Source organism: Myxococcota bacterium (genome assembly GCA_039030075.1).
Lineage (GTDB): Bacteria > Myxococcota_A > UBA9160 > UBA9160 > SMWR01 > JAHEJV01.
Genome location: JBCCEW010000001.1, coordinates 112,748 through 134,419 on the forward strand (window position 1 = coordinate 112,748; position 21,672 = coordinate 134,419).

The 21,672-nt window shown below is 69.7% G+C and carries 20 protein-coding genes; 6 read left to right on the top strand and 14 right to left on the bottom strand.

The window, feature by feature from the left end; all coding sequences use genetic code 11:
* Nucleotides 1-6 precede the first annotated feature (6 nt).
* The 3 genes from AAF430_00450 to AAF430_00460 form a co-directional block, all read right to left on the bottom strand.
* Nucleotides 7-1,950, bottom strand: a complete 1,944-nt coding sequence (locus AAF430_00450; protein ID MEM7408686.1) for an acetoacetate--CoA ligase — start codon at nucleotides 1,948-1,950, stop codon at nucleotides 7-9.
* Nucleotides 1,951-2,006: 56 nt separating this feature from the next.
* Entirely contained in the window at nucleotides 2,007-2,714 is a 708-nt protein-coding gene (locus AAF430_00455) for a Bax inhibitor-1 family protein (protein MEM7408687.1), read from the bottom strand.
* A 90-nt stretch (nucleotides 2,715-2,804) separates the two neighbouring features.
* Nucleotides 2,805-3,557, bottom strand: a complete 753-nt coding sequence (locus tag AAF430_00460) for a hypothetical protein (protein MEM7408688.1) — start codon at nucleotides 3,555-3,557, stop codon at nucleotides 2,805-2,807.
* A gap of 338 nt (nucleotides 3,558-3,895) precedes the next feature.
* On the opposite strand from AAF430_00460, the gene AAF430_00465 reads away from it, so the two are divergent.
* A complete protein-coding gene (locus AAF430_00465; protein MEM7408689.1) occupies nucleotides 3,896-6,094 on the top strand; it encodes a hypothetical protein in 2,199 nt (732 codons plus the stop codon).
* On the opposite strand, the gene AAF430_00470 is transcribed toward AAF430_00465, so the two are convergent.
* The 4 genes from AAF430_00470 to AAF430_00485 are packed head-to-tail and all read right to left on the bottom strand — an operon-like array spanning nucleotide 6,075 to nucleotide 9,373.
* Nucleotides 6,075-6,623 carry a methyltransferase domain-containing protein gene (locus tag AAF430_00470; GenBank protein ID MEM7408690.1) on the bottom strand — a complete coding sequence of 183 codons (549 nt, stop codon included), beginning with the start codon at nucleotides 6,621-6,623 and terminating at the stop codon, nucleotides 6,075-6,077. The two genes, AAF430_00465 and AAF430_00470, sit on opposite strands and share 20 nt — an antisense overlap.
* Nucleotides 6,620-7,798, bottom strand: coding sequence for a glycosyltransferase family 2 protein (locus tag AAF430_00475; GenBank protein ID MEM7408691.1), 1,179 nt, complete (start codon nucleotides 7,796-7,798; stop codon nucleotides 6,620-6,622). Before AAF430_00475 ends, AAF430_00470 begins: the two co-directional genes overlap by 4 nt.
* Nucleotides 7,795-8,541 carry a methyltransferase domain-containing protein gene (locus AAF430_00480; protein ID MEM7408692.1) on the bottom strand — a complete coding sequence of 249 codons (747 nt, stop codon included), beginning with the start codon at nucleotides 8,539-8,541 and terminating at the stop codon, nucleotides 7,795-7,797. The genes AAF430_00475 and AAF430_00480 overlap by 4 nt, the downstream gene beginning before the upstream one ends.
* 46 nt (nucleotides 8,542-8,587) lie before the next feature.
* Entirely contained in the window at nucleotides 8,588-9,373 is a 786-nt protein-coding gene (locus AAF430_00485; GenBank protein ID MEM7408693.1) for a hypothetical protein, read from the bottom strand.
* A 109-nt stretch (nucleotides 9,374-9,482) separates the two neighbouring features.
* Here AAF430_00485 and AAF430_00490 point away from each other — a divergent pair, with 109 nt between their 5' ends.
* The 3 genes from AAF430_00490 to AAF430_00500 all read left to right on the top strand — a co-directional run bounded on the left by AAF430_00490 (nucleotide 9,483) and on the right by AAF430_00500 (nucleotide 11,863).
* On the top strand, nucleotides 9,483-10,124 hold the full coding sequence (locus AAF430_00490; protein MEM7408694.1) for a PEP-CTERM sorting domain-containing protein: 642 nt from the start codon (nucleotides 9,483-9,485) through the stop codon (nucleotides 10,122-10,124).
* A 151-nt stretch (nucleotides 10,125-10,275) separates the two neighbouring features.
* Entirely contained in the window at nucleotides 10,276-11,085 is an 810-nt protein-coding gene (locus tag AAF430_00495; protein ID MEM7408695.1) for an SDR family oxidoreductase, read from the top strand.
* 7 nt (nucleotides 11,086-11,092) lie between these two features.
* Entirely contained in the window at nucleotides 11,093-11,863 is a 771-nt protein-coding gene (locus AAF430_00500; GenBank protein MEM7408696.1) for an exodeoxyribonuclease III, read from the top strand.
* A gap of 14 nt (nucleotides 11,864-11,877) precedes the next feature.
* Here AAF430_00500 and AAF430_00505 read toward each other — a convergent pair whose 3' ends face one another.
* Nucleotides 11,878-12,456, bottom strand: coding sequence for a shikimate kinase (locus tag AAF430_00505; protein MEM7408697.1), 579 nt, complete (start codon nucleotides 12,454-12,456; stop codon nucleotides 11,878-11,880).
* A 75-nt stretch (nucleotides 12,457-12,531) separates the two neighbouring features.
* Here AAF430_00505 and AAF430_00510 point away from each other — a divergent pair, with 75 nt between their 5' ends.
* A complete protein-coding gene (locus tag AAF430_00510) occupies nucleotides 12,532-13,410 on the top strand; it encodes a hypothetical protein (protein MEM7408698.1) in 879 nt (292 codons plus the stop codon).
* Here AAF430_00510 and AAF430_00515 read toward each other — a convergent pair.
* Genes AAF430_00515 through AAF430_00540 form a run of 6 tightly spaced genes read right to left on the bottom strand, consistent with a single transcriptional unit; the run spans nucleotide 13,407 to nucleotide 19,245 of the window.
* Entirely contained in the window at nucleotides 13,407-13,982 is a 576-nt protein-coding gene (locus tag AAF430_00515; GenBank protein MEM7408699.1) for a hypothetical protein, read from the bottom strand. The genes AAF430_00510 and AAF430_00515 overlap by 4 nt on opposite strands.
* A gap of 37 nt (nucleotides 13,983-14,019) precedes the next feature.
* Nucleotides 14,020-14,565, bottom strand: a complete 546-nt coding sequence (locus AAF430_00520; protein MEM7408700.1) for a hypothetical protein — start codon at nucleotides 14,563-14,565, stop codon at nucleotides 14,020-14,022.
* A gap of 17 nt (nucleotides 14,566-14,582) precedes the next feature.
* Nucleotides 14,583-16,610: a hypothetical protein gene (locus AAF430_00525; protein MEM7408701.1), complete on the bottom strand. Its 2,028-nt coding sequence runs from the start codon at nucleotides 16,608-16,610 to the stop codon at nucleotides 14,583-14,585.
* 9 nt (nucleotides 16,611-16,619) lie between these two features.
* Nucleotides 16,620-17,924, bottom strand: coding sequence for a hypothetical protein (locus tag AAF430_00530; GenBank protein ID MEM7408702.1), 1,305 nt, complete (start codon nucleotides 17,922-17,924; stop codon nucleotides 16,620-16,622).
* A 13-nt stretch (nucleotides 17,925-17,937) separates the two neighbouring features.
* Entirely contained in the window at nucleotides 17,938-18,402 is a 465-nt protein-coding gene (locus AAF430_00535; protein MEM7408703.1) for a hypothetical protein, read from the bottom strand.
* Nucleotides 18,403-18,414: 12 nt separating this feature from the next.
* Nucleotides 18,415-19,245, bottom strand: coding sequence for an outer membrane beta-barrel protein (locus AAF430_00540; GenBank protein ID MEM7408704.1), 831 nt, complete (start codon nucleotides 19,243-19,245; stop codon nucleotides 18,415-18,417).
* A 124-nt stretch (nucleotides 19,246-19,369) separates the two neighbouring features.
* On the opposite strand from AAF430_00540, the gene AAF430_00545 reads away from it, so the two are divergent.
* On the top strand, nucleotides 19,370-21,652 hold the full coding sequence (locus tag AAF430_00545; GenBank protein MEM7408705.1) for a secretin N-terminal domain-containing protein: 2,283 nt from the start codon (nucleotides 19,370-19,372) through the stop codon (nucleotides 21,650-21,652).
* Nucleotides 21,653-21,672: the final 20 nt, after the last annotated feature.

The following is a 21,672-nucleotide window of genomic DNA, read 5'->3' on the forward strand; positions in this document are numbered from 1 at the left end:
GCGGGCCTAGCCGGACAGCTCGGCGCGGTCGCGGAAGTGTTCGAGGGCCTCGGGGTTGGCGAGCGCCTCGGCGTTCTTGACCGGGCGGCCATGGATCACCTCGCGAACCGCCAGCTCGACGATCTTGCCGCTGCGGGTGCGCGGGATGTCGGGCACGTCGAGGATGTGGGCCGGGACGTGGCGCGGCGAGGCGTGCTGGCGGATGCGCTGGCGGATCTCGGCGCGCAGCGCTTCGTCGAGCGCGGCCGCGGCGCGCAGCTTGACGAACAGGACCACCCGGACGTCGCCCTCCCAATCCTGCCCGACCGCGATGGCTTCCTCGACGCTGGGCAGGCTCTCGACCTGGCGATAGATCTCGGCGGTCCCGATGCGCACGCCGCCCGGGTTGAGCACCGCGTCCGAGCGGCCCTGGACGAGAAAGCCGCCGTGCTCGGTGCGCGCCACGAAATCGCCGTGGCACCAGACATTCGGGAAACGCTCGAAGTAGGCGGCGTGGTAGCGCGCGCCGTCGTCGTCGTTCCAGAAGCCGAGGGGCATCGATGGGAAGGGCCGCTTGCAGACGAGCTCACCGGTCTCGCCCCGGAGCGGCCGGCCCGCGTCGTCGAAGACGTCGACGTCCATCCCGAGGCCCGCCATCTGCAGCTCGCCGCGGTACACGGGGCTCGTCGGGTCACCGAGCACGAAGCACGACACGATGTCCGTGCCGCCCGAGATCGACGCGAGGTGCACGTCGGACTTCAGCTCGCGATACACCCAGTCGAAGCTCTCGGGCACCAGCGGTGAGCCCGTCGACAGCACGCTGCGCAGGGCCGAGAGATCGTGGCTGGTGCGCGGCGAGACGCCGGCCTTCGCCGCCGCGTCGAGGAATTTCGCCGAGGTGCCGAAGATCTGGGTGCGCTCCTCGGCGGCGTAGTCGAAGAGGGCCGTTGGCTCGGGGTGGAAGGGGGATCCGTCGTAGAGCTGGAGCGTCGCCTCGGACGCCAGGCCCGAGGCCAGCCAGTTCCACATCATCCAGCCCAGGGTCGTGAAGTAGAAGAGCCGGTCGCCGGGGCGCACGTCGGTGTGCAGGCGCTGCTCCTTCAGGTGTTGGAGCAGGGTGCCGCCGGCGCCGTGCACGATGCACTTCGGCGGACCGGTGGTGCCCGAGGAGTAGAGCACGTAGAGCGGGTGATCGAAGGGAAAGCGCGGGAAGTCGAGTTCGGCCGGGCCTTCGGGCGGGAGGAAGGCGTCGACATCGAGGCTGCCGGCGGGCGCCAGGTGTTCCTCGAAGTCGGAGGCGTAGGGCAGGAGCACGATCGCCTCGAGGCTCGGCAATCCCGCCGCCACCGTCTCCAGCTTGGCGAGGACGTCGTGCCGCTTGCCGCCGTAGAAATAGGCATCGACCGTCACGAGCAGGCGCGGTTCGACCTGGCCGAAGCGGTCGAGGACGCCGCGGGCGCCGAAGTCGGGGGAGCAGGAGGTGAAAGTCGCTCCGCGGCTGGTCGTCGCGAGCATCACCGCGATCGCCTCGGGCAGGTTCGGCAGCCACGCAGCGACGCGATCCCCTGGGCCGATCTCGTACGCGGCCAGGGCCGCCTGCCAGCGAGCGGTCTCGCGCCAGAGACGCTTCCAGCTCCACTCCCGGCGAGTGCCGTCCTCGCCGCGGAAGAGCAGCGCCGGCGTGTCGTCGCGCCGCCGCAGGAGGTTCTCGGCGAAGTTCAGCCGGGCCTCGGGAAACCAGCGGGCGCCGGGCATGCGATCGCCATCGACGAGGACGCGGTCACCCGCGTCTCCGATGACGCCGGCGAAGTCCCAGAGTTCGCGCCAGAAGGTCTCGCGGTGATCGACCGACCAGCGCCACAGCGCGGCCGTATCGGCGAAAGGACCGTGGTGGGCGACGGCGTGTCGGAAACGCGCGAGCGCCGAGGCCTCTTGGCGCTCGGCGCTCGGTTGCCACAGCGGTTCGGCCATGGCGCGACTCTATCACGCGGGCCGGGTTTCCCCGGCCTGCGCGACCTGTGTCCGGATCAGTCCTCGGCCATCAGCACGATCGCGATCCGCAGCACGTACCAGAACATCAGCGCCACCGAGGCGAAGAGCTCGAGCGAGGCCGCGACGTAGCGGTCTTCTTCGTAGTGATGGATCACGTTCGAGGTGTCGTAGAGGATCGACGCGCCGGCGAGAAGCACCATGCCCACCGCGAAGAGCGGGCCGAGTGCCATGCCGAAAGCGACGTTCACGACGATCAGCGCGAGGGCGCCAACGCCGGCCCACATCAGGAACCCTTTCATGAAGGAGAAGTCCTTGCGGGTGACGAAGGCGATGGCGGTGAGCGCCGAGAAGCCGACGATCGTGGCGATTCCCGCCGCCTCGAGGGCGCCGGGCGCCATCGTCTCGGCGAGGTAGATCATCGGGACGAAGATCAACACCTCGGCGACGACGTAGCCGGCCAGGGCCACGTACTGCATCGACAGCGACTCGACCGTGTGGGCGACGCGCGAGGCGATCCAGCCGACGACGATGAAGGCGCCGAGGACGATGAGCCAGCTCCCCTGGAGCATCACCTGGGCCAGGGGTTCGCCCAGACCCGACGCGAAGAGTGCCGCCTCGAGGCCGATGAAGGCGAGCACCGCTCCGAAGAGATGGGAGTAGGTGCGAGAGATGAACTGTTCCCGCGAGTCGATGCTCGGAACCGGATTCAGGTTGTGCGGGTCGAGGGCGTGACCGTCTTGCATGGGGGGCTCCGAACGGGCCGGGCCGCAGAGCGACCCGGCCCGAACCTGGGGGGGTGAGGAGAGAGCAGGGGGGTGAGGAAAACGGTCGGGCTACACCTGGTGCGGCTGACGCCCCTCGGGCGAGTCCGGGGTGTCCGTCGCGCCCGAAGCCGCGGTGGCCGGCAGCTCGGCGGCGCGACTGCGGCTGCGCGCCATCGCGACGAGCGGGAGCACCGCGACGAACGCACCGCCGCCCATCATGGCGAAGGACTTCGTGGCCGAGGCGGGCTGGCGGCCCTCCTCGAGCAGGAGCACCTGGGCGAGGTCGACGTTCGGGAAGCCCTCGCCGACGAGCGCCTTCTCTTCGCCCGTGAGCGAGCGGATCTTGTTCACGACGAGGCCCTGCAGCTCCGTCTCTTCGTTCCAGCCGGCGTCGGGCAGGCTGCCGAAGGTCTTGAAGCGCTCGGTGCGCACCAGCACCGTGAACTCGACCGGGTCGGGGTACTGCTCCTCGGGGATCTCGGCGGCGTCGCCGTAGAGCTTCTCGAGGTTCATCCATTCCTGGATGAAGCGGTTGTCCACCGCAACGATCGGGTAGTAGGCGTAGTCGAGCTTCTGCTCCGGGCCGAGTTCTTCATTCTCCTGCGAACGCTCGGTGCGATACGAGAACACCAGCTCGTGGTGCATCGCGTAGTGGTCACCGATGCGCAGGTGGGGGTTCTCGGGAACCGAGCCCGACTCGAGCTCCGAGAGCGAGATGTCCATGGGGAGCTCCGTGGCGCCCTGGGAAACCGTCAGTTCCTGCCAGCCAAGCCACGCGACCAATCCGCCGCCGGCCATCATCATGATCATGAAGCGACCCATGGGGGGCCTCCTTGGTGGTGTGAGCAATGACACCGTTTCGGCCTGTAGGGAATTCCCCTTAACTGCTACCGACCCAGTTCCGTGTCGCCGGGAACTCCCTGCGGCAAGTCACCGGCAACTGTGCTTCTCCCCAGCGCAACGGCGACGTTGGGCGGGCCAGGGCGGGGCCGTATGCTCCGGCCGGCGCGGATCTATCGCGCCCTCGCTACGGGAAGATCGAAGACGGGTTCCGCGCACGGAACACGTCTGGCCGCTAGCAGCGTGGCTCCGCCGAGCGCGGTTCGGGCTCATGCGGGGCAGCCCGACGCGTGGAATCATGCGCAAGCATGGAGCACTCCGTGGCGGAGAGTGAGGCGCGCACGCCGGTCGGCGCAGGTTGGTGGCTCGGGCTGAGCGCGATCGCGCTCGGTGGCGGCCTGCTGCGACTGCTCCCGTGGCCGCGGGTCTTCACTTCGGAAGGCGTGCTCTTCTACGACGGCGACTCGTACTACCACATGCGGCGCATCGCCCACTCGATCGAGCAGTTTCCCGCGCTCCTCGAGCGCGACCCGTGGATGAACTTTCCCCATGGCGGCACCTCGCCCTGGCCGCCGGGTTTCGATTGGACCCTCGCCGCCCTGACTCGGTTGCTGGTCGGGACCGACGACCGCGCGGGCGCGGAGACGATCGGTGCCTGGGTGCCCGTGATCTGTGGCGTGCTCGCGATCGTCGCGATCGGCAACGCAGGCCGGCGTCTGGCTGGCGTCGCGGTCGGCTGGGCCGCGGCCGGGCTCCTGGCCCTGCTTCCCGCCGCCTACAACTTCACGCAGCTCGGCTACCTGGATCACCACGCGACGGTCGCCTGGCTCGGCACGGCGCTCTTCGCCGGCGTGCTGGTCCTGGTCGACCGCCGCGACGCGGGGCCCCGCATCTGGCCGTGGCTGGCCGGCGCAGGAGCGGCGGCTCTCTTGCTGGTCTGGCCCGGTGCGCTGCTGCACCTCGGGGTGGCGCAAGCGGGCGCGCTCGCCTGGACCGCTTTCGCGCCTTCCAGCGCGCTGGCGGTGGCGCGGGCGCGTCGCCTGGCGGGTGCGCATGCCCTCTGCGCCCTCGCGCTCTTCCCCTTCGCCTGGGGGCGCGGGTTCGAGGATCTCGGCGCCTTCACGCCGCTCGCCCTCACTTCGTTCCAACCCGTCTACTTCGGCTGCGCGGCCCTGGCCCTCGCGGTCGTCGCCGGCGTGTGGGCGTGGCCCGTGGGCGCGCGCGCCGGCTCGCGCCTGGCCAGCGGGGCGGGCGTGGCCCTCGCGGGCGTCGCCATCGCGCTGCTCATCGTGCCCGAGCTGGCCCAGAGCCTCGAGCGTTCGTCGGGATGGTTCACCGGGGACGAGCAGTTCCACGACCGCATCCTCGAGCTGCGTCCGTTGCTCGGTGTCGGCTTCTCCGCGCCGATGAACGGCGTGCATCGCCTCACCTGGTTGCTCTTCGCATTCCCCCTGGCCTGGGGTGTGGCCGTGACCCGACGCCCCCATGCCGCGTCTCACTGGATGCTGGGCCTGTGGAGCGCGGCCTTTGGTCTCGCCGCGCTGTCCCAGGCGCGCTTCACGAACAGCTTCGCCGCGCCCTTCGCGTTGGTGTGGGCGGTTGCGGGTGTTGCCCTCGCGCGCGCGATCTGGACGAGGTGGGAGCAGCGCCCGGTCGTGCTGGCCGCGGTCGTCCTGGTGTCGCTCCTCGTCGCGAGCTGGGCCGTCGCGCCCGCCATCGAAAGCCACGTCCGGTTGGCGCGGGGGCTTCGCGCGAATCCGGAGGACACGCGCATGGCCCACGTGCGAAAGGCGGCGCGGTTCATCGCGACCCATCACCCGACCCGGGAGGACGCCGATCCCGGTGCGGTGCTCTCGGCCTGGGGAATCGGGCACCAGGTGCGGTACTACGCGGAGGCGCCGGTGATCCAGGACAACTTCGGGCCCTACGTTGCGCGGGAGAACGTGGCGGCGGCCACGCGCTACTACGCGGCGGTCGACGAGGAGCGCGCTCTTGCCGAGCTCGACGCGCTGGGCGCCCGCTACATCCTGGTCGAAGACTACGGCGCGGGCGTCGTGGAGCCCTACCCACCCGGTTCGCTCACGCGCCGACTCCTGGCGCGGCGGGGGTCGGAAGGGGCGCTGCGTCGCGGCGGTCGGGTGCGACTGCTTCCCGCGCTCACCCGCCATCGTCTGGTGTACGAGACGCAGGGCAACACGGCGCGCATCGCCGTGTACGAGCGGGTGGGTGGCGCGCGAATCGAGGGCGAGGCACCGGCCGGGGCCGCCGTGACCGCCCTCGTCCGGCTGGAAGCCGGCACGACGCCGTTCATCTACCGGACCTCGACGCAAGCCGATTCGCGCGGTCGATATCGCCTGCGCTTTCCCTACGCGAGCGGCATGGACACGGGAGGGGTCCGAACCCTGGATGCGATCCAGGTCGTCGCAGGCACCGAACGGAAGACCGTCGAGGTACCCGAGCAGGCGGCGCGCACGGGTTCGGTCGTGGCCGGTCCGCGCTTCACCCTGCCGGCTTCGTGAACACGAACAGGCGGTTCAGCCCGAGCTGAAAGCGCTCCTCGCGCTCGAGGCGAAGCCCGGCCTTCGCGAAGATCGGAACCGTTTCGGCCACGTCGAACCCGTGGTGTTGCTCGGCCGCCATGCCGTCTGCGATGCCGACCGCCATCAACACGTCGAGGATCCGGTCGACGAAGGGGTGGGGCACGGTGAGCACCAGGCGCCCACCCGGTGTCAGCGCTTCGGCGCAGGCGCTCGCGAACGCGTCGGGCTCGGCCACGTGTTCGAGCACCGCCAGGGCCGCGATGCAGTCGAAGCTCTCCTTCGGGAAGTCGAAGTCGTCGGGGAAGCGGCCCCGTTCGAAGCGAATCGCGCCGTCGACGCTGGGGGCGACTTCGGCATCGACGCCCACGGCCGAGGTGATGCGGTCGGCCACGCCATCGATCAGCGTGCGATCGAAGCAGCCGATGTCGAGCAGCCGGTCGCCCGAGCGCACGTGCTCCGATGCGAGTCGCACGCGCCAGCGTCGCAGGAAGACGTCGAGGGCCTTCACTCGGCTGCGGCGCCCCGTCGGCGCCGGATCCCCAGCATGCTGTAGAGGAACGACATGAAAAGGGTCTGGAAGCCGAGAACCACACCCGTGGATCCGAGGACGAGCGGGCGCATCGAGAGACTGGGTTCGAGCGGGCCGAAGCCGGTCGCGGCCCATCCCCAGGCGGCCCAGCCGACGCCGCTCAGCCCCAGCGCGACGAGGATCGCTCCGAACACCAGGCCGCGCTCCAGCGTGAACACGTCGAAGGCGCGCATCATGCCGGGGCTCGGCGGGCCGATCTCCTCGGCCACGGCGTAGATGCGCGCTGCGATCGCTGTGGTGACCGCCTGGTAGCCGAGGATCACGCCCAGCGCTGCGACCTGCAGCGTGTGCACGTCGAGGATGACACTGCCGACCGCGAGCGGTCCGCTCGCCAGGCGCAGCAGCAGCGAGCCGAACACCAGCATCGCCAGCAGCCCGGGCAGGAACAGCACCCAACGCGGCGACATGGTCATCATGAAGCGCAAGTGACGCCAGCCGTCTCGCCAGGTGCGCAGATGCGGCGGGCGCGAGCGCTGGTCCGGATGCAGCGTGATGGGCACCTCGGCTACCCGAAGCCGTCGTGCCGACGCCTTCACGACCATTTCGCTCGCGAACTCCATGCCCGAGGTGCGCAGGCCCAGCGCCTCGTAGGTATCGCGGGTCAGCGCGCGCAGGCCGCAGTGGAAATCCGAGATCGGTGAGCGGAAGAGCAGCCGACCGATGAAGCTGAGCACGGGGTTCCCGAGGTAACGATGGCTGAAGGGCATGGCGCCGGGTTCGATCTCGCCGCGGAAGCGGGATCCCATCACGAGGTCTGCACCTTCGCGCAGCGCTTCGATCATCCCGATCGCCTCGCCGAAGTCGTAGCTCTGGTCTGCGTCGCCCATCACCAGGAAGCGTCCGCGCGCGGCCTCGAAGCCGCCCATGAGTGCGGCGCCGTAGCCGCGCTCGGGGACATCGACCACGCGGGCGCCGCACCGCCGCGCGATCTCCTGGGACCCATCGGTGCTGCCGTTGTCCGCGATCACGATCTCGGCCGAGAGTCCGTGGTCGTCGATGCATCCCTGGGCCGCAGCGATGCAGCCCTCGAGAGTCTCGGCCTCGTTCAGGCAGGGCATCACGAAACTGACTTCCAGGTCCGGCGTGTCGCTCATCGTTCCGCGTGAATCGAGAAGCCGCTGGCCGCGCGGCGAAATGGGGTGGCGCAGAAGGCGCGGTCGAAGCCGGCGAGAGCGCGCATCGTCCACGGCGGCGCGGCGGGCCAGAGCTGCATGCCGGGGATCAGTGCGAGGTCCATGTAGTGGATATCGGCCTTCGCGAAACCGGCCTGGAGCACCTGGGCCCGGACCTCGGCCGGGTCGAGCTCGCGTTCGTCCGGGCTGTGGAACTGGTGGTAGCGCTCGCCGAGCACCACGCGTCCGACCGCGCGGAGCACGCCACGGACGTTCGGATCCTGGGTGTGCAGGAGCCCGCCGGGTCGCAGGTGCGTGTAGATCCGCTCGAGCAGGGCGAGAGAGCCGGCCGCGTCGAGGTGGTGGAGAAAGCCGACGCATACGATCGTGTCGAACCGCTCTTCGAAGGCGAAGCTCGCCACGTCCTCGCAGGCAAAGTACACGTTGTCGCAGCCTGTCTCGCGCGCGTGCGCTTCCGCATCGGCGATCGACTCGGGCGAGAGGTCGATCCCGAGGACGCGTTCCGCGGAAGCGGCCAGCCGCGTTTCGAACTGCCCCCGGCCACATCCCAGGCTCAGGACGCTTCCGAGTCCGCCGGGCCGGGCTTTCCGCAGCAGCGCGCGCTCTCGCTCCCAGCGCAGGGCGTCGCCAGCCGGGTTCAGCGACCAGTCGGCGAAGAACGCTTGCTCGCGTTGGGAACGTGCATCGAGGGCGGGTTCGGACATGGGCTGGCCGGGCAGGATACGCCCCGGAGCGCCATTTAGGGAAGGGTCAGCGCGCGAGTGAGGCCATGGCGTCTCGCGCGGCCTGCTTCATGAAGCCGCAAAACAAGCGCTCGGTGGTCGGACGGCAAGGGAGTTCGGCGACACGCTGGAAGTGCGGGCGCGCCTTCGCGGCGTCTCCCTCCCGAGCCCAGTAGACGCCCAGCCCATACTGGTTGCGCACCGACTTCGGCGAGTAGCCAGCCGCCTTCTCGAAGTGGGAGCGGGCGGCGTCGCTGTCGCCCACGGGCCAGGGGGCCACGAGGTAGAGGCTGGCGAAGAGCGTGTCCGCGAGGCCGTCTTCGTGGCGCGGGTCCATCTCGAGCAGCCGACCGGCGTGGGTGCGGTACTCGCTGCCTGCGCCCGACACGATCGACTGCAGGATGCCGAGGCTCGAGGCGTGGAACATGTACGCCGTGGCGAGGGCCGCGGCCGCCCGCACCGACGCGGGGTCGAGCACGACCGCTTTGCGCGCGTGGCCGAGCGCGCGCGGAGAGAGCGCCGACCACAGCGCCTTGTTCGCCGGCGTGTCCTGCAGACGATCGACGAGGGGCAGGTTCCCGTTCGTGCGGATCGCCATCACCTGGTTGAGCGACTCCGCCGCCCCCAGGCGGGCCTCGAAGTCCTCCGGGTTCGCGCGCACGGCCGCTTCGAACTGTTCCGACGCAGCCTCGGCGTCGGACGCCTTCGTCGAGTCGAGCAGGGCGCGGGCGGCGGCCAGGTCCGCGGCGGCGGCGCTGCCGATCCAGAGCGAGACCCAGATCGCGAGCACACAGCGAAGCGCGAGAGACGACATCGAGAGATCCTCCAGGAAGAGCGCCGGGCTCGGGCGCGGCGAGCCGCGGTGGCGATCGTGGTAGGGTGGCGGCCCTGGGAAGGAAAGCGCCCCGCTCTCGAGGTGTCCAATGACTACCGGTCGCCGACGCGCGGTCGGCCCCTCCCGAATCGCCTCCGCCACCCGAGCGGTTCTCGCCAGGCTCGGTTCCGCGGGCTGGCTCGCCTGTGTCGTCCTTCTCGTTCCGGGCATCGCGTCCGCGGTCATCCTCGAGTACCGCGGCCCGAACTTCATGGAGATCACCGGGAGCGCGGTCGGCGTGCTGGACTTCGACGACTCGATCACGGCGAGATTCACGTTTGCGGAGTTCCCCTCGCAGGGACTCCTCGTTGCGGAGGACGTCGAGTCCTTCCGGATCTCGACCGGGCCCTTCGTGTACACGGACCAGACGCCGGATCTCGAACTCGAGTTCTTCATGTTCATCATTCAGGGCAGCGGACTGCCGACCGGGCGCCAGGTGATCCAATGGGACATCAGCATCCAAGAGGCCTTCGGGCCGCCGCTCTCGGGCCGGCGCGGCTTCGTTCTCGAGAGCCTCGGAAATCGACTCAGGGGACGCGGCGTCTTCGGCGAGAGCGGACCGACGCCGGGAACGGCGCGCTACCAGTTCTCGGGCTTCGAACCCTGGAGCGTCGTGCCCGAACCCAGCGCGTTCGGGCTGCTCGCGTTGGGTCTCGCGACCTTCGCTGGCGCGCGTCGTCGCGTTCGCTGAGCCAGCCCGGATCGGTTTGATTCGGTCCGGATTCGCCGCCATATTCCCGCCCCCGGCGTCCCCGCCGGACGGTCGTACGCCGCCGCCGGGGGCCATCGGTTTTCACTCGAACGCACGCGCACCGCCGCGACGCGAGAAGGGCAGGGCAGGGATGGAACGGTTGTTGCGCGACGGCGCTTTCGAAGGCGAGACCCACATCGTGACGGGAGCCGGTCAGGGCATCGGCAATGCCGTGGCCCGCTGCCTGGCGCTGCACGGCGCTCAGGTGGCGCTCGTGGACCTCGACGAGGCGAAGCTCGAGGAGGAAGCGAAGGCCATCGCCGCCGGCGGGTCGCCGAAACCGATCGTGGCGGCGGCGAACGTCACCGACGAAGGCCAGGTCCAGGCCGCCGTGGCGAAGGTGCTCGAGGCGTCGGGCTGCATCAACGGCGTCGTGAACGTGGCGGGCATCACGCGCGACTCGCGGATCACGAAGAAGACCTACGACGATTTCAAGGCGGTGATGGCCGTTCACCTCCACGGCACCTTCCTGTTTACTCGCGAGGTCGCGAACCAGCACTGGCACCCGCTCTTCAAGGAGAACGGGAACCAGCCCCTGGACGACGGCGTGAACCGCTTCATCGTGAACTTCTCGTCGGTGAGCGCGCGCAACGGCAACATCGGACAGTTCGACTACACCGCCGCGAAGGGCGCGATCGAATCGGCGACGAAGACGACGGCCCGCGAGTTCGCGAGCTACCGCGCGCGGGTGAACGCGATCGCACCCGGGCCGGTGAACACGCCCATGCTCGAGGCGGTCGGCGAGGCCGGCGTCAAGGCGATGGGGGCGGCCACGCTGGTGGGACGCATCGCCGAGCCCGAGGAGATGGCGGCGACGGTCACCGCCATCGCCGATCCGAAGCTCTTCGGATACACGACGGGTCAGGTCTTCGCCGCGAACGGCGGCCTGCGCCTGGACTGATCGCGCGATGCGCATCGCCAGCTGGAACGTCAATGGGCTGCGCGCCCGCTTCGACTTCGTGGCCCACTGGCTCGCCGCCTGTGAGCCCGATGTCGTCGGGCTCCAGGAGCTGAAGCTCACCGACGACCAGTTTCCCCACGACGACTTCCAGCGCCTCGGCTATCACGCCCTTGCCCACGGGCAGAAGAGCTGGAACGGCGTGGCGATCCTCACGCGGAAGCCCGCCGAGCTGGTGCAGACCGGGCTTCCGGGCATGGACGAGCTCGGCGCGCGGCTGATCACGGCGCGCGTCGAGGGACTCTCGTTCACCACCGTCTACTGCCCGAACGGGAAGTCGGTCGAACACGACGACTACCCGCGCAAGCTGGCGTGGTACGAGCGCCTCGCCGAGCACTGGGCGGAGCGGACGGCCGACGAACCCGCCGTGCTCTGCGGTGATTTCAACATCTGCCCGACGCCCCTCGACAGCTGGAACGGAGCAGCCTTCGAAGGACGGATCTTCCACACCGAGGCCGAGCGTACGCGCCTCGCGGCGCTCCTCGAAGGGGAGGTCGTCGATCTCTTCCGGGCGAAGTACCCCGAGGAGCAGGCCTTCAGCTGGTGGGACTACCGAGGGGGCGCCTTCCACAAGAAGCAGGGCCTGCGCATCGACTTCCTGCTGGGCACGGCCGCCGTGGCCGAGCGCCTCGAGGACGTGGTGATCGATCGCGAGTACCGCAAGAAAAAGGACGGCTTGACCGCCTCGGACCACGCACCGGTCTACGCGGATCTCCGCTGATCGCGGCCCGGTCGCTAGAGGCCGAGATCCTGGTAGAAGAGCTCCAGGGCCTTCTCGGCGATCTCGGGCTTCGACAGGTTCTGACAGGGCAGGACCGCGTGGGCGGCGCGCCGATACCAGGGATCGCGGCGTTCCATGATGTCGCCGAAGCTCTCGGTGCCCGACAGCTTCGGGCGGTTGGGATCGCCCGAGGTGCGGCGCTCCAGGTAGCGCGTGGAGCGCTCGAGGTAGATGACGAATCCATGACGTCGCAGCGCGTCGACTTTGGCGGCGCTGTAGACCTCCTGCCCGTCGGCATCGAGGTCCGCGATCACGCCGCCTCCCGTGTCGACGAGGGCGCCGCCCTCGAAGCGCGCGATCTTCTCGACGACCGCGCGCTCGCGCGCCCGGAAGCCGGGCCAGCCCTCATCCCCCACGATCTGCGAGACGGTCCGGGCCTCGGCCTCGTAGCGGATCAGCGCGTCGAGGGAGAAGAGCATGAAGTTCTTGTTCGCGCGCGCGATGCGTTTCGCGACCGAGCTCTTGCCGCAGCCGCGGCCTCCGATCAGCACGAGGTTCTTCGCGAGCGCGGGGTGACCGCTTCGTTCTGCCATACGCGGAGGGATACCGAAGCGGCTCCCGCGGGGCGACCCGGGGAGGGCTTCAAATCGGGTACTCTGGGGCGGCTCATGCGCGTCTGGCTGTCGTGGTTCTCGGTTCTCCTCTGGTTGGGAGCGAATGCGGTTTCGCCCGCGGGCGCGGTGATCATCGATTCCGGCGACGGCAGCGGAAACACCACCGCCCCCTCCCCGGATCCGGGCTGGGCCCATCTGGGGATTGGGCTGGGAAACGGGCTCACCATCGTGTACCTCGGCGACGGGGCCGTCCTCACGGCGAATCACGTCGGTCCCCAGAGCGTGCTGCTCGGAGGCGTGACCTACGCCAGCGTTCCTGGCAGTGACGTCCGGATTTCGAACGGAGACGGGAGCTTCGCGGACCTCTTGCTCTTTGAGATCTTCCCCCGCCCGTCCCTGCCGAGCCTGACCATCGCGTCGGCGACCCCGTCGATGGGAACCGCCATCATCGCCGGCGGCCGTGGTCGGAACCGGGGCCCTGCGACGTCCTGGAATCCGCCCGGTCCCGGAGGCTCGATCGACGGCTATCTCTGGGATCCGGGCAATACGTTGCGATGGGGCACCAATCACGTCGAGGTGTTCCCCGCCGAACGCGTGCTCGGTACCGAGTCCATTGGGAGCACTTTCGACGAGTTCGCGGCGAACTCGCCGCACGAGTGCCAGGCCGCGACCGGCGACTCGGGCGGGGCCGCGTTCGTGGACAACGGCGGGAACTGGGAACTCGCCGGCCTGCTCTTCGCCATCGCCGAATTCGAGAACCAGCCCGCCGACACGTCGCTCTACGGCCAGCTCACCTACTTCGCCGATCTCGCCTTCTACAAGGCCGAGATCGAGAATCTGGTGATGATGCCCGAGCCCCGCGGCGCCCTCGGTTGGGGCGGTCTCGGGGTGTGTGCCTTGGCCGCCCTGCGGCGGCGTCGGGCGCGGGCCTAGGCCGCCGCCCGCCGCTCCTCGGAGCGGCGCTGCATCGAGATTACTTCGTCGACGCACGCCAGCAGGCGCGTGTAGAGCCGCAGCTTCATGCCTTCGAGCATGGAGAAGCCCACCAGCGCGAAGATGCTCGAGGTGAGCGCGATTGCGAGTGCGCCGAGCTCCAGGCTCGAGTCCGCCATGTGCATCGACACGAAGAGGATCAGCAGGCCGCCCGTCGTGCCAATGAACCCGATCGGAGGCAGCAGGTTCGCGTACATCGAGATGCGCTGTGCGTAGTGGGTGTCGTACTCGTTCACCACGTACTGGCGCGTCGCGTCGACGATGAAGTCGCGCGGGTGACCCGCCTGGTTCTCCTGCAGGCTCTTCATCAGCGTCCGCACCATCACGACCGCGAGCGGCTCGTTGGCGGCCGCATTCGGGCTCTTCGCCACGTGCTGCTTCAGCTCACCGGCACCCAGATGGCGTGTGGCGGCGCGGGCCTCGTAGCAGAGGCGCATGCCGCGATAGAGCGGAAACCACACCGCGGCCAGGGCAGCGCCACTCACCACGCACGTCAACAGCCAATCGGACATCCGTCGTTCTCCTGCCAGTCGCGTCCGTCGGGACGCTTCAGCCGTTCCACCAATCGCGGTTGCGGAGGCGCTCGATGCCCTCGCGCAGCGTTCCCTGGCTGCCGAGCGGGTACGAGACGACCATCTCTCCGCGGCCTGGATAGCGCCGCTCGATCTCCTCGAGCATGCGATCGGTGCTCGAGGGCGATCCCATCTGGAGCCAGAGCTCGGCTACCGCAAAGCGCACGTTCACGTCGAGCACGGCCACTTCCGGGTGACGACTCTGCCACTCGCCTTCGAGTAGGGGCAGCACGTGCTTCACGAGGTACATGTCCACGAACTCGCGGAACATCACCGAAGCGCCGCGGTCGCCGCGGCGGTTCAGGCTCTCGAGGGTCGCGTGAAAGTGCGAGAGGTCCCGGTAGCTCCGGTCGAGGTCGAGCTTGCGCTGCACGAGGGCCTCGCCACCGAGCGGCGCGTTCGCCTCGCTCCTGGCGGTCTGCTCGAGCAGGTCGTCGGCGATCGTCTCGTCGGTCACGCAGCCCGCGCCTACGACGAGCACGAAGGACAAGAGGGCCAGGGGAATCCAGCGATGGGTGTTCATCTTCGTGTCTCCCGCGCCTAGGGGCGATTCTCGTGGTACATGCGGCGCAGGAGGGTGTGCACCGGGTGATCGCGGCGCGCGCGCAGCTCTTCGACCATGGCCTCGGTGCCGAGGGTGGCCTTGAAGAGCGGCAGTGCGCTGGTGCGCGCCTCGATCTGCTTCTCCATGCGCAGCAGGCTGCGCTTGGTCTGTTCGATCTTGCGGTCGAGGTTCTCGACCTGCAGGGCGTCGACCGGGTCGCCGCTCACCTGGAACTCGGCGTCCGGGTCGGGCGCGGCGGGTCCGACGTCGCGGCCGAGGCGGTCGCGGCGCGCAGCCAGTTCGATCAGGTCGTTCTCGGCCCGCTCGTGCTGGGTGCGCAGGCTGGTCAGGCTGTCCTCGAGCTCGGCCACCGTCGACTCCTCGGCGAAGCCGAGGTAGACGAGCACCTGGCTGTCGGCGAGGGCGCGTCGCAGGACGGCGATCTGGGCCGCGCTGGCTTCGCCCTTCTGGATCCAGCTGTCGACATGGCGCGAGCTGGTGACGCCCTCGGCGACGGGGCGTGCGAGGTCGAGGTAGCTGTTCTCCTGCCCCTGACGCTCGAGCGACGAAGCGAGGCTGGGCCAGAGCTGGCGGTCGAAGGGGAACAGACGGAGCGCCGCGACATAGCGACGCGTCGCCTGGCGCATCTCGGCGCGGGACAGGCGACCGCGCGCGTAGGTGAGGAGCGAATCGCCGTAGCCCCGTGCAGCCTCGTAGGCCGCGAAGTAGGCCGAGTCCGGCAGCGTCTCGCGCTCGGAAGGAACGGCGTAGCGCTGGAAGAGCGAGAGGTAGCGGGCGTAGATGCGCGCCGCGCTGCGCGCGTAGTCGTCGGCCAGGTGCGGCTTCTCGACGGCGCGGGTCAGGTAGTAGTCGGCCGCGTTGAGGCTGGTCTCCTGGATCTCTTCCCACAGGCCGTGCATCGACGCCAGGTAGTCTTCCTTGCCGTCGTAGCCCATCTCGCGAAGGTCATCGCCTTCCTTCAGCTCACCGTAGACGTCGATCGCGCCCTCGATGCTGAAGGGGGTGTCGATCTCCGGGTCGACACCGAGGCGCTGCTTCGCGGCGTACACCTCGCCGAGCTGGCGCAGCACGCGGGTGTAGACCGCGGCCTGGCCCTGCAGGGTCACCGCGCGGTCGAGGGCGGCCTCGTAGGCGCCGCTCGCGACGCGCATCGCCTTGATCGTCTCGGCTTCGAGCCCGCGCTCGGCGAGCATCGAGCGCGCTTCGTCGTGGTACTTGCTGGCCTCGAACAGGGCCAGCGTAAAGGTCAGGCTGCCCGCGTCGGATTCGGTGCCGTCCAGCCGCGACACGATGCGATCGAGATAGGCCCTCGAGGACAGCTCGACGGGGATCACGTCGGGGTGCGCGCCGACACGACCGTCGTGGAGCAGGCGCACGATGGCGGCCAGCGGGTCGAGGTCGCGGTCGACACCCATCTGCTGGCTTCGGATCAGGACCAGCCGCGACAGGTTCTCGTAGAGATAGGGCAGCGCGGCCACGAAGCCCGAGTTCGGCGAGTCCGAGAGGGACAGGGTGCGCAGCGTGTCGTAGGGAGTCTCGAGCGGCACGATCACGTGCAGCCACAGATCGAGCATCTCACCGACGAAGTCGAAGCGCTGGTCTCGTTCGAGCGCGCGGTGCGCGAGGATGTAGTGGTACCAGTAGCGGTTCTCGTGCCGTTCGAGACGGTCCGAGAGCTGCACGATGGTGTCGACGCTGTCGTCGAGGTGATCGGGTTCGCCCGTCGCGAGATAGAGCAGGAGCTGGGCGATCGCCGCGCGCCGCATCGACGTCTCGGGGTCCGGCGCGGCTTCGATCGCGCCCGGGCCGAAGGCCACCGGAATGTAGTCCTCGAGCCGAATCCCGGCCTCGTTCCCGTACTGGGAGAGGCGCGAGCGCAGCGCGTCCGCATCCGCCGACGAGTACACGTAGGCGTAGTCGAGATAGCCGGCCCAGGGCGAATCGGCGGCGGCCGCGGGGACGGCCAGGGTCAGCATCAGGGAGAGGGCGGCGAGCGCCTTCATCGTCGGCTCCTAACGGGGGGATTTCGCGAGGCAGGAGAGCGCGTGCGCGAGCTCTTCACAGCGGTCACCCGACCGGCGCCGCGGCGCCGGTTCGATGCCCATCAGGAAGGCGTTCACGTTCTTCGTCTCCACCAGGTGGAATCGGCCAGCCGGGCTCTCACACGAAGCTCGTTTTCCGGCTTCGGCCACGACCTTTTGTTTCAGGGCGAGTTCCCGGGCGTCGGACACGCAGGGGGCCAGGGATCCGAGGGAGATCCCCGGAATCCGTGCCTGCGGGTCGGCGGTCCGGGCGCGGGCTGCCGGCTGGACCGGGGTGGCCGCGCGACGGGGCCGCGGGGCCGGCTCCGGGCGTCGCCGTGCCTTCTCCGGCACGGCGCCGACCGAGGCCACCTCGACGCGCTCACGCGAACGGCGCCCGGGAGGCGGCGTGGCGGCTCGACGTGTGCGCGCCGGAGCGCGCTCGGGCCGGTTCGGGCTCGTGGGGGGCGGCGCCACCGCGCTCGGGACAGGAAGCGGGGCACTCTTGCGCGGCGCATCGCGCCGCGGCCGGGCACTGCGGCTCGGCGTCTCGGGCGCGGGAGCGGCGGGTGCCGCCAACGCGGGCGCAGGAGCGAGACTGGGCGCGGGGCGCGACGCGCGCGCGACGGCGAAGGCCGGCGCCGAGCGGCTCGGCCGATCGTTGGGCGCGGGCTCGTCCGGGGCCAGTTCGTCGATGGCAAGAGCGGGGGCCGGAGCCACCTTCGGAAGCGTCGGCGCCGGCCGGCGTCGCTGCACCGGTGCGGGCTCGGGCGGCGGCGCGGCCTGGGCGATCATGCGATCGATCTGGGGCGGCGGGCGACTCGGCTGCTTCGGAGGAGGCGGCGGCTTCGGCCGTTCCACCCGCGGCTTCGGCGGCGGCGGAGCTTGCGCGACCACCACCGGCGGCGGCGCCGGTTCGGGCACGACGACGGGCTCGGGTTCCGGAATCACAGGTTCGGGCTCGGGCACCGGTTCCGGTTCGGGGACCACGGGCGGCGGAGGCTCGACCTCTGCCACGACCACGGGCTCGTCCTCGAAGGCGACGATGCGCACGCCGGCGTCGTCGTCCTGATCGACCTGGAGCAGCAGCATCCACATGGCGAGCGCGGCCACGAGCGGCGGGGCGAGGCCGCGGGCGAAGTCGCGGGCGGTGCGCGCGGGTGCACCTTCGCGCTGCCAGTCGCGGATTCCCTCGAGCAGCGGTCGCGGCTCGACACGACGCGTCGACGGCGCCACCGGCAGCGGTACGCGACCGGCGCCGTAGCCGTAGCGGCCTTCGAGTCGGGCGCGGCTCATGGGAGGCCTCGGTTCATCGCTGGGCCATGCGGGGCGACACCGTCGCGCGCCGCGTGCCTGGCCACAGCTCTTCGAGCAGGGCCACCGCGTCGAGTAGATCCTGACTCCGCGAATCTTCGTGGGGAGCCAGCAAGGGCTTCTTGCCGACGTCGCCCTGCAGCGCACTGAGGCGGTCGCGGAGCGCTTCGAGCTCGGCGCGTTCGGTCTCGGCCGGTTCCCCGTCGATGACACGCACGAGTTCGAAGGGCGCCTCCTCACTCGGAGGATGGATGCGCAGCTGCCAGCGTTCGTGGGCCTGGCTCGGGAGACTCGCCGTCGCGTCCTGCTCGATGCGGGGCACGACCAGCTCGCCGAGCACGGGCGCCTCGACCGGTGCGTCCTCTGCGAGCTGTGTCATCGCGATCAGCAGCAGGAACGCCAGATCGACGAAGGAAAAGAGCCACGAGGGCGCATTCCCGCCCTGGTTCGGTGCGTTCATCGGGGGGGATGCCTAGTCTTCGCCGAGCAGGCTGAACCGCCAGAAGGCGAAGTGGAGGGAGGTCGTGAACTCCTGCGCGGTGAGGTCCACGGAGTAGCTGCCGCGCGGGGTGAAGGTCGTGTCCGTCAGGGCCGTGTCGACCTTGCCGAGGTTGTAGAAGCGCCAACCGACGCTCCAGCTGACGCGCTCGTTCAGCTGGTATCCAACGCCGGCGCCCGCCTGCCAGGCGAACTCCTGGGCGTCGTCGTCGCCGAGCAGAAGCGAGGTGCTGACGGCGAGATCGGTGAAGGCGAGCCCCGCACCGCCGCTGCCGTAGATCGTGAGCGGATCGAGCCACGGGACGCGACCGAAGATCGCGTTGATCGGCGCGCGCACGGGCAGGTCCATCCGGAACTTCCCCATCACGGACCACGAATCGATGTCGGCCCGGTACGGCTCGAGCGCATTGAAGCTGTCCGTATCGAGATCGAAGTTGCGTCCGCGCAGGTGTTCGATCTCGACGCGCATCGGCCAATCGGGGAAACGCCAGTCTTCTTCGCCGAAGAACCGCAGCTGGCGGCCGGGCCAGTAGGGCACCGCGAAGCCGGGCAGGTTCATACGCCAGGGCAGGGCTTCGTTGAGCGGAAAGGCCATGCCGAGCGAACCGCCGTAGATCGGCGAGGAGTCGTTGCTCGAGCCCGAATTCGTCAGACTGACGAAGTTGTTCGTGCCGGTCCCCTCGCCTGTGAGCGAGGAGATGCCGATGTTTCCCGCGAGGTAGAGTTCCGCGGCCGGGCTGGCCGCGGGCAGCAGCAGGGCAAGGCCCAGGAGCCACCCGAATGTTCGAGATCTCTGGCTGCGCATGAATTCCCTCAACAGTTCCGGGGGGTTGCCGGCAGGTTTCCACGCTTCTTCGAGCGGGCGGGCGCGTGGCTATGTGTCCCCCGTCACGTTTCTCATCGGCAGAACGGCCCCAGGATCGAAGCCCTTGACGCTTTTTCGCCCCGTTTTTGGAACTCTCGTTGCGCTCGCCTTGCTGGGCGTGGCGGGGGCGACCCACGCCCAGGAACCGGTGGCCGTGTACGGCCTGGAACTCGAAGTCGACGAGGACCGCGAGCGCCTGCTGATCTTCTCGGGGGCGCCGGTCACTCCCCGTCTCGTTCCGGTGGACGACCGCACGCTGATGCTCGCTCTGCCGGGCACCTTCCTGGACCCGTCCGCTCCCACGCGAATCGTGCCCGGGCGGCAGGGGACCGTTCGTCGCATCACCAGCTTCGACCGCGCCGAGGCCGGGGGAGCGCCCGAGGTCCGGATCGTCGTCCAGCGGCGTCCCGGGGCCCCACCCAGCATCGAGCGACGGGCGTCGATCATCGCCGTCGACTTTCCCGCGATGCCGCGTTTGCCCGCGGCCCGCCAACCGGGCGATCGCGTCTCGGTCGCTTTCAAGCGGGCGCCGTTGCGTCAGGTCGTCACCCAGTTGGCGGAGGCCACCGGCGAGACGCTCATCTTCGACGAGACGCTCTCGGGCGTCCTCACCGTCGAAGGTCCCAGCACGGTCAGCCGCGACGAAGCCCTCGCGATGCTCGACAGCGCACTCTTGATCCGCGGTTTCGCGGCGGTGCCGGCCCCCGGTGGCGGCCGCAAGATCGTGTCGATCCAGGGAGCGCCCGGACCCTGGGTGACCGACGACGCGCTCCCGGACTCGGACACGGTCGCCACCACCCTCGTGCGACTCGAGACCATGCGCGTCGAACACGTCGCGCCGGTGATTCAGCCGCTCGTGGGAGCCCAGGCGCGCGCGACGTCGTATCCGCCGACCAACAGCCTGATCCTCTCCGGGCCGGCGTCCCGGTTACGCCGGCTTCGCGAGGCGCTCCTGCTCTTCGATGACGTCGAGCTCGGTCAATGGGTGATCTGGCGCGCCCAGTTCTCCAACGCCGAGAACCTCGCCTCTCAGGTGCAGGAAGTGGTGGGCGAGAAAGGCATCCTCGAGTCGGGTTTCGACGCCCGCACCAACCGGGTCCTGCTTCGGGTGCGACCAGATGCGGTGGAGCGTGCGCGTTCGATCGTGCGTCGTCTCGATCGCCCGGCGGCGGGATCCGGCAAGTTCCACGTCGTGCGCGTCGAGCACGCGGACCTCGATCGCCTGGTCGAGATCCTGGAGTCGCTGCGCGATACGCCGAGAGCGAACACGAACGTGGCCTTCGCGCGGTCGCTGGGGATCGAGCGCGCGATCGGTCTGCAGAGCCGCGATTTCGCGGTGAGCGCGGATCCCGCCACCCACAGCCTGCTGGTGCGCGCGGCCCCCGACGACCTCGCTGCCGTTCTCGACGTGGTGCGCGCGATCGATCGAGAGCCGACGCTCGTGAAGGTGTCCCTCGACATCCTGCGGCTCGATCTCGACGACTCCCTCGACCTGGGCAGCGAGTACATCATTCCGTCGGTCATCGAGCCGGACTCGGCGCGCGACCTGATCGCACAGGTGTCGCGGGTCGACGCCGGCGGCGTGCTGGACCCGGCGGCGGGCGGGAACCTCCCCCCGTTGGTCGCCAACTACACCCGCGCGCCGCTGATCGTGCCGATCGTCGACCCGATCACGGGAGCCGTCTTCCCCTTCATGATCAATCGGGAGACGGTCTCCTTCACCGCGAGCGGGCGGACCGTCGAGACCGATTCGATCGTACGTCCGCGGCTGCTGGTCACGAGCGGCGAGGAGCACGAGATCTTCGCCGGTGACAACATCCCGGTCCCCGTGTCGTCGACCACCGACACGACGATCGCCACCCAGGTGCGCCAGGACATCGAGCGCTACGACGTCGGCACGAGCGTGCGCATCACGCCGACGGTCGGCGCTCAGGGCACGATCGAGCTGGACCTCGCCGTGGAGGTCACCTCGCTCAGCGCATCGCTGGCGGGCCCGATCGAGGACGTCGGTCCGACCATCGAGGAGCTGAGCGTCGAGTCGACGATCCTGCTGCAGAGCGGCGACGTGGCGATCCTGGCCACCCAGGCCGATTCGGTCGAAGCCGATGCTGAGGCCGGCGTGCCCTGGCTCTCCCAGGTCCCCTTCTTGAAGTGGGCCTTCACGAACACCGCCGAGAGCCTGCGCAAGCGACACATCCTGATCGCCGTGGAGGCCGAGGTGGTGACGCCCGAGGCGCTCGCACTCGCGGAGCAGATCACCGCGCTGGTGCGCGACCGTGAAGCGCGCGCTCAGGCCCTCGCGGACGAGTCGGGTTCGCCGGAGCCGGCCAGCTCGCAAGACGAGTAGGGGGTTGCGGTAGGCGCGTG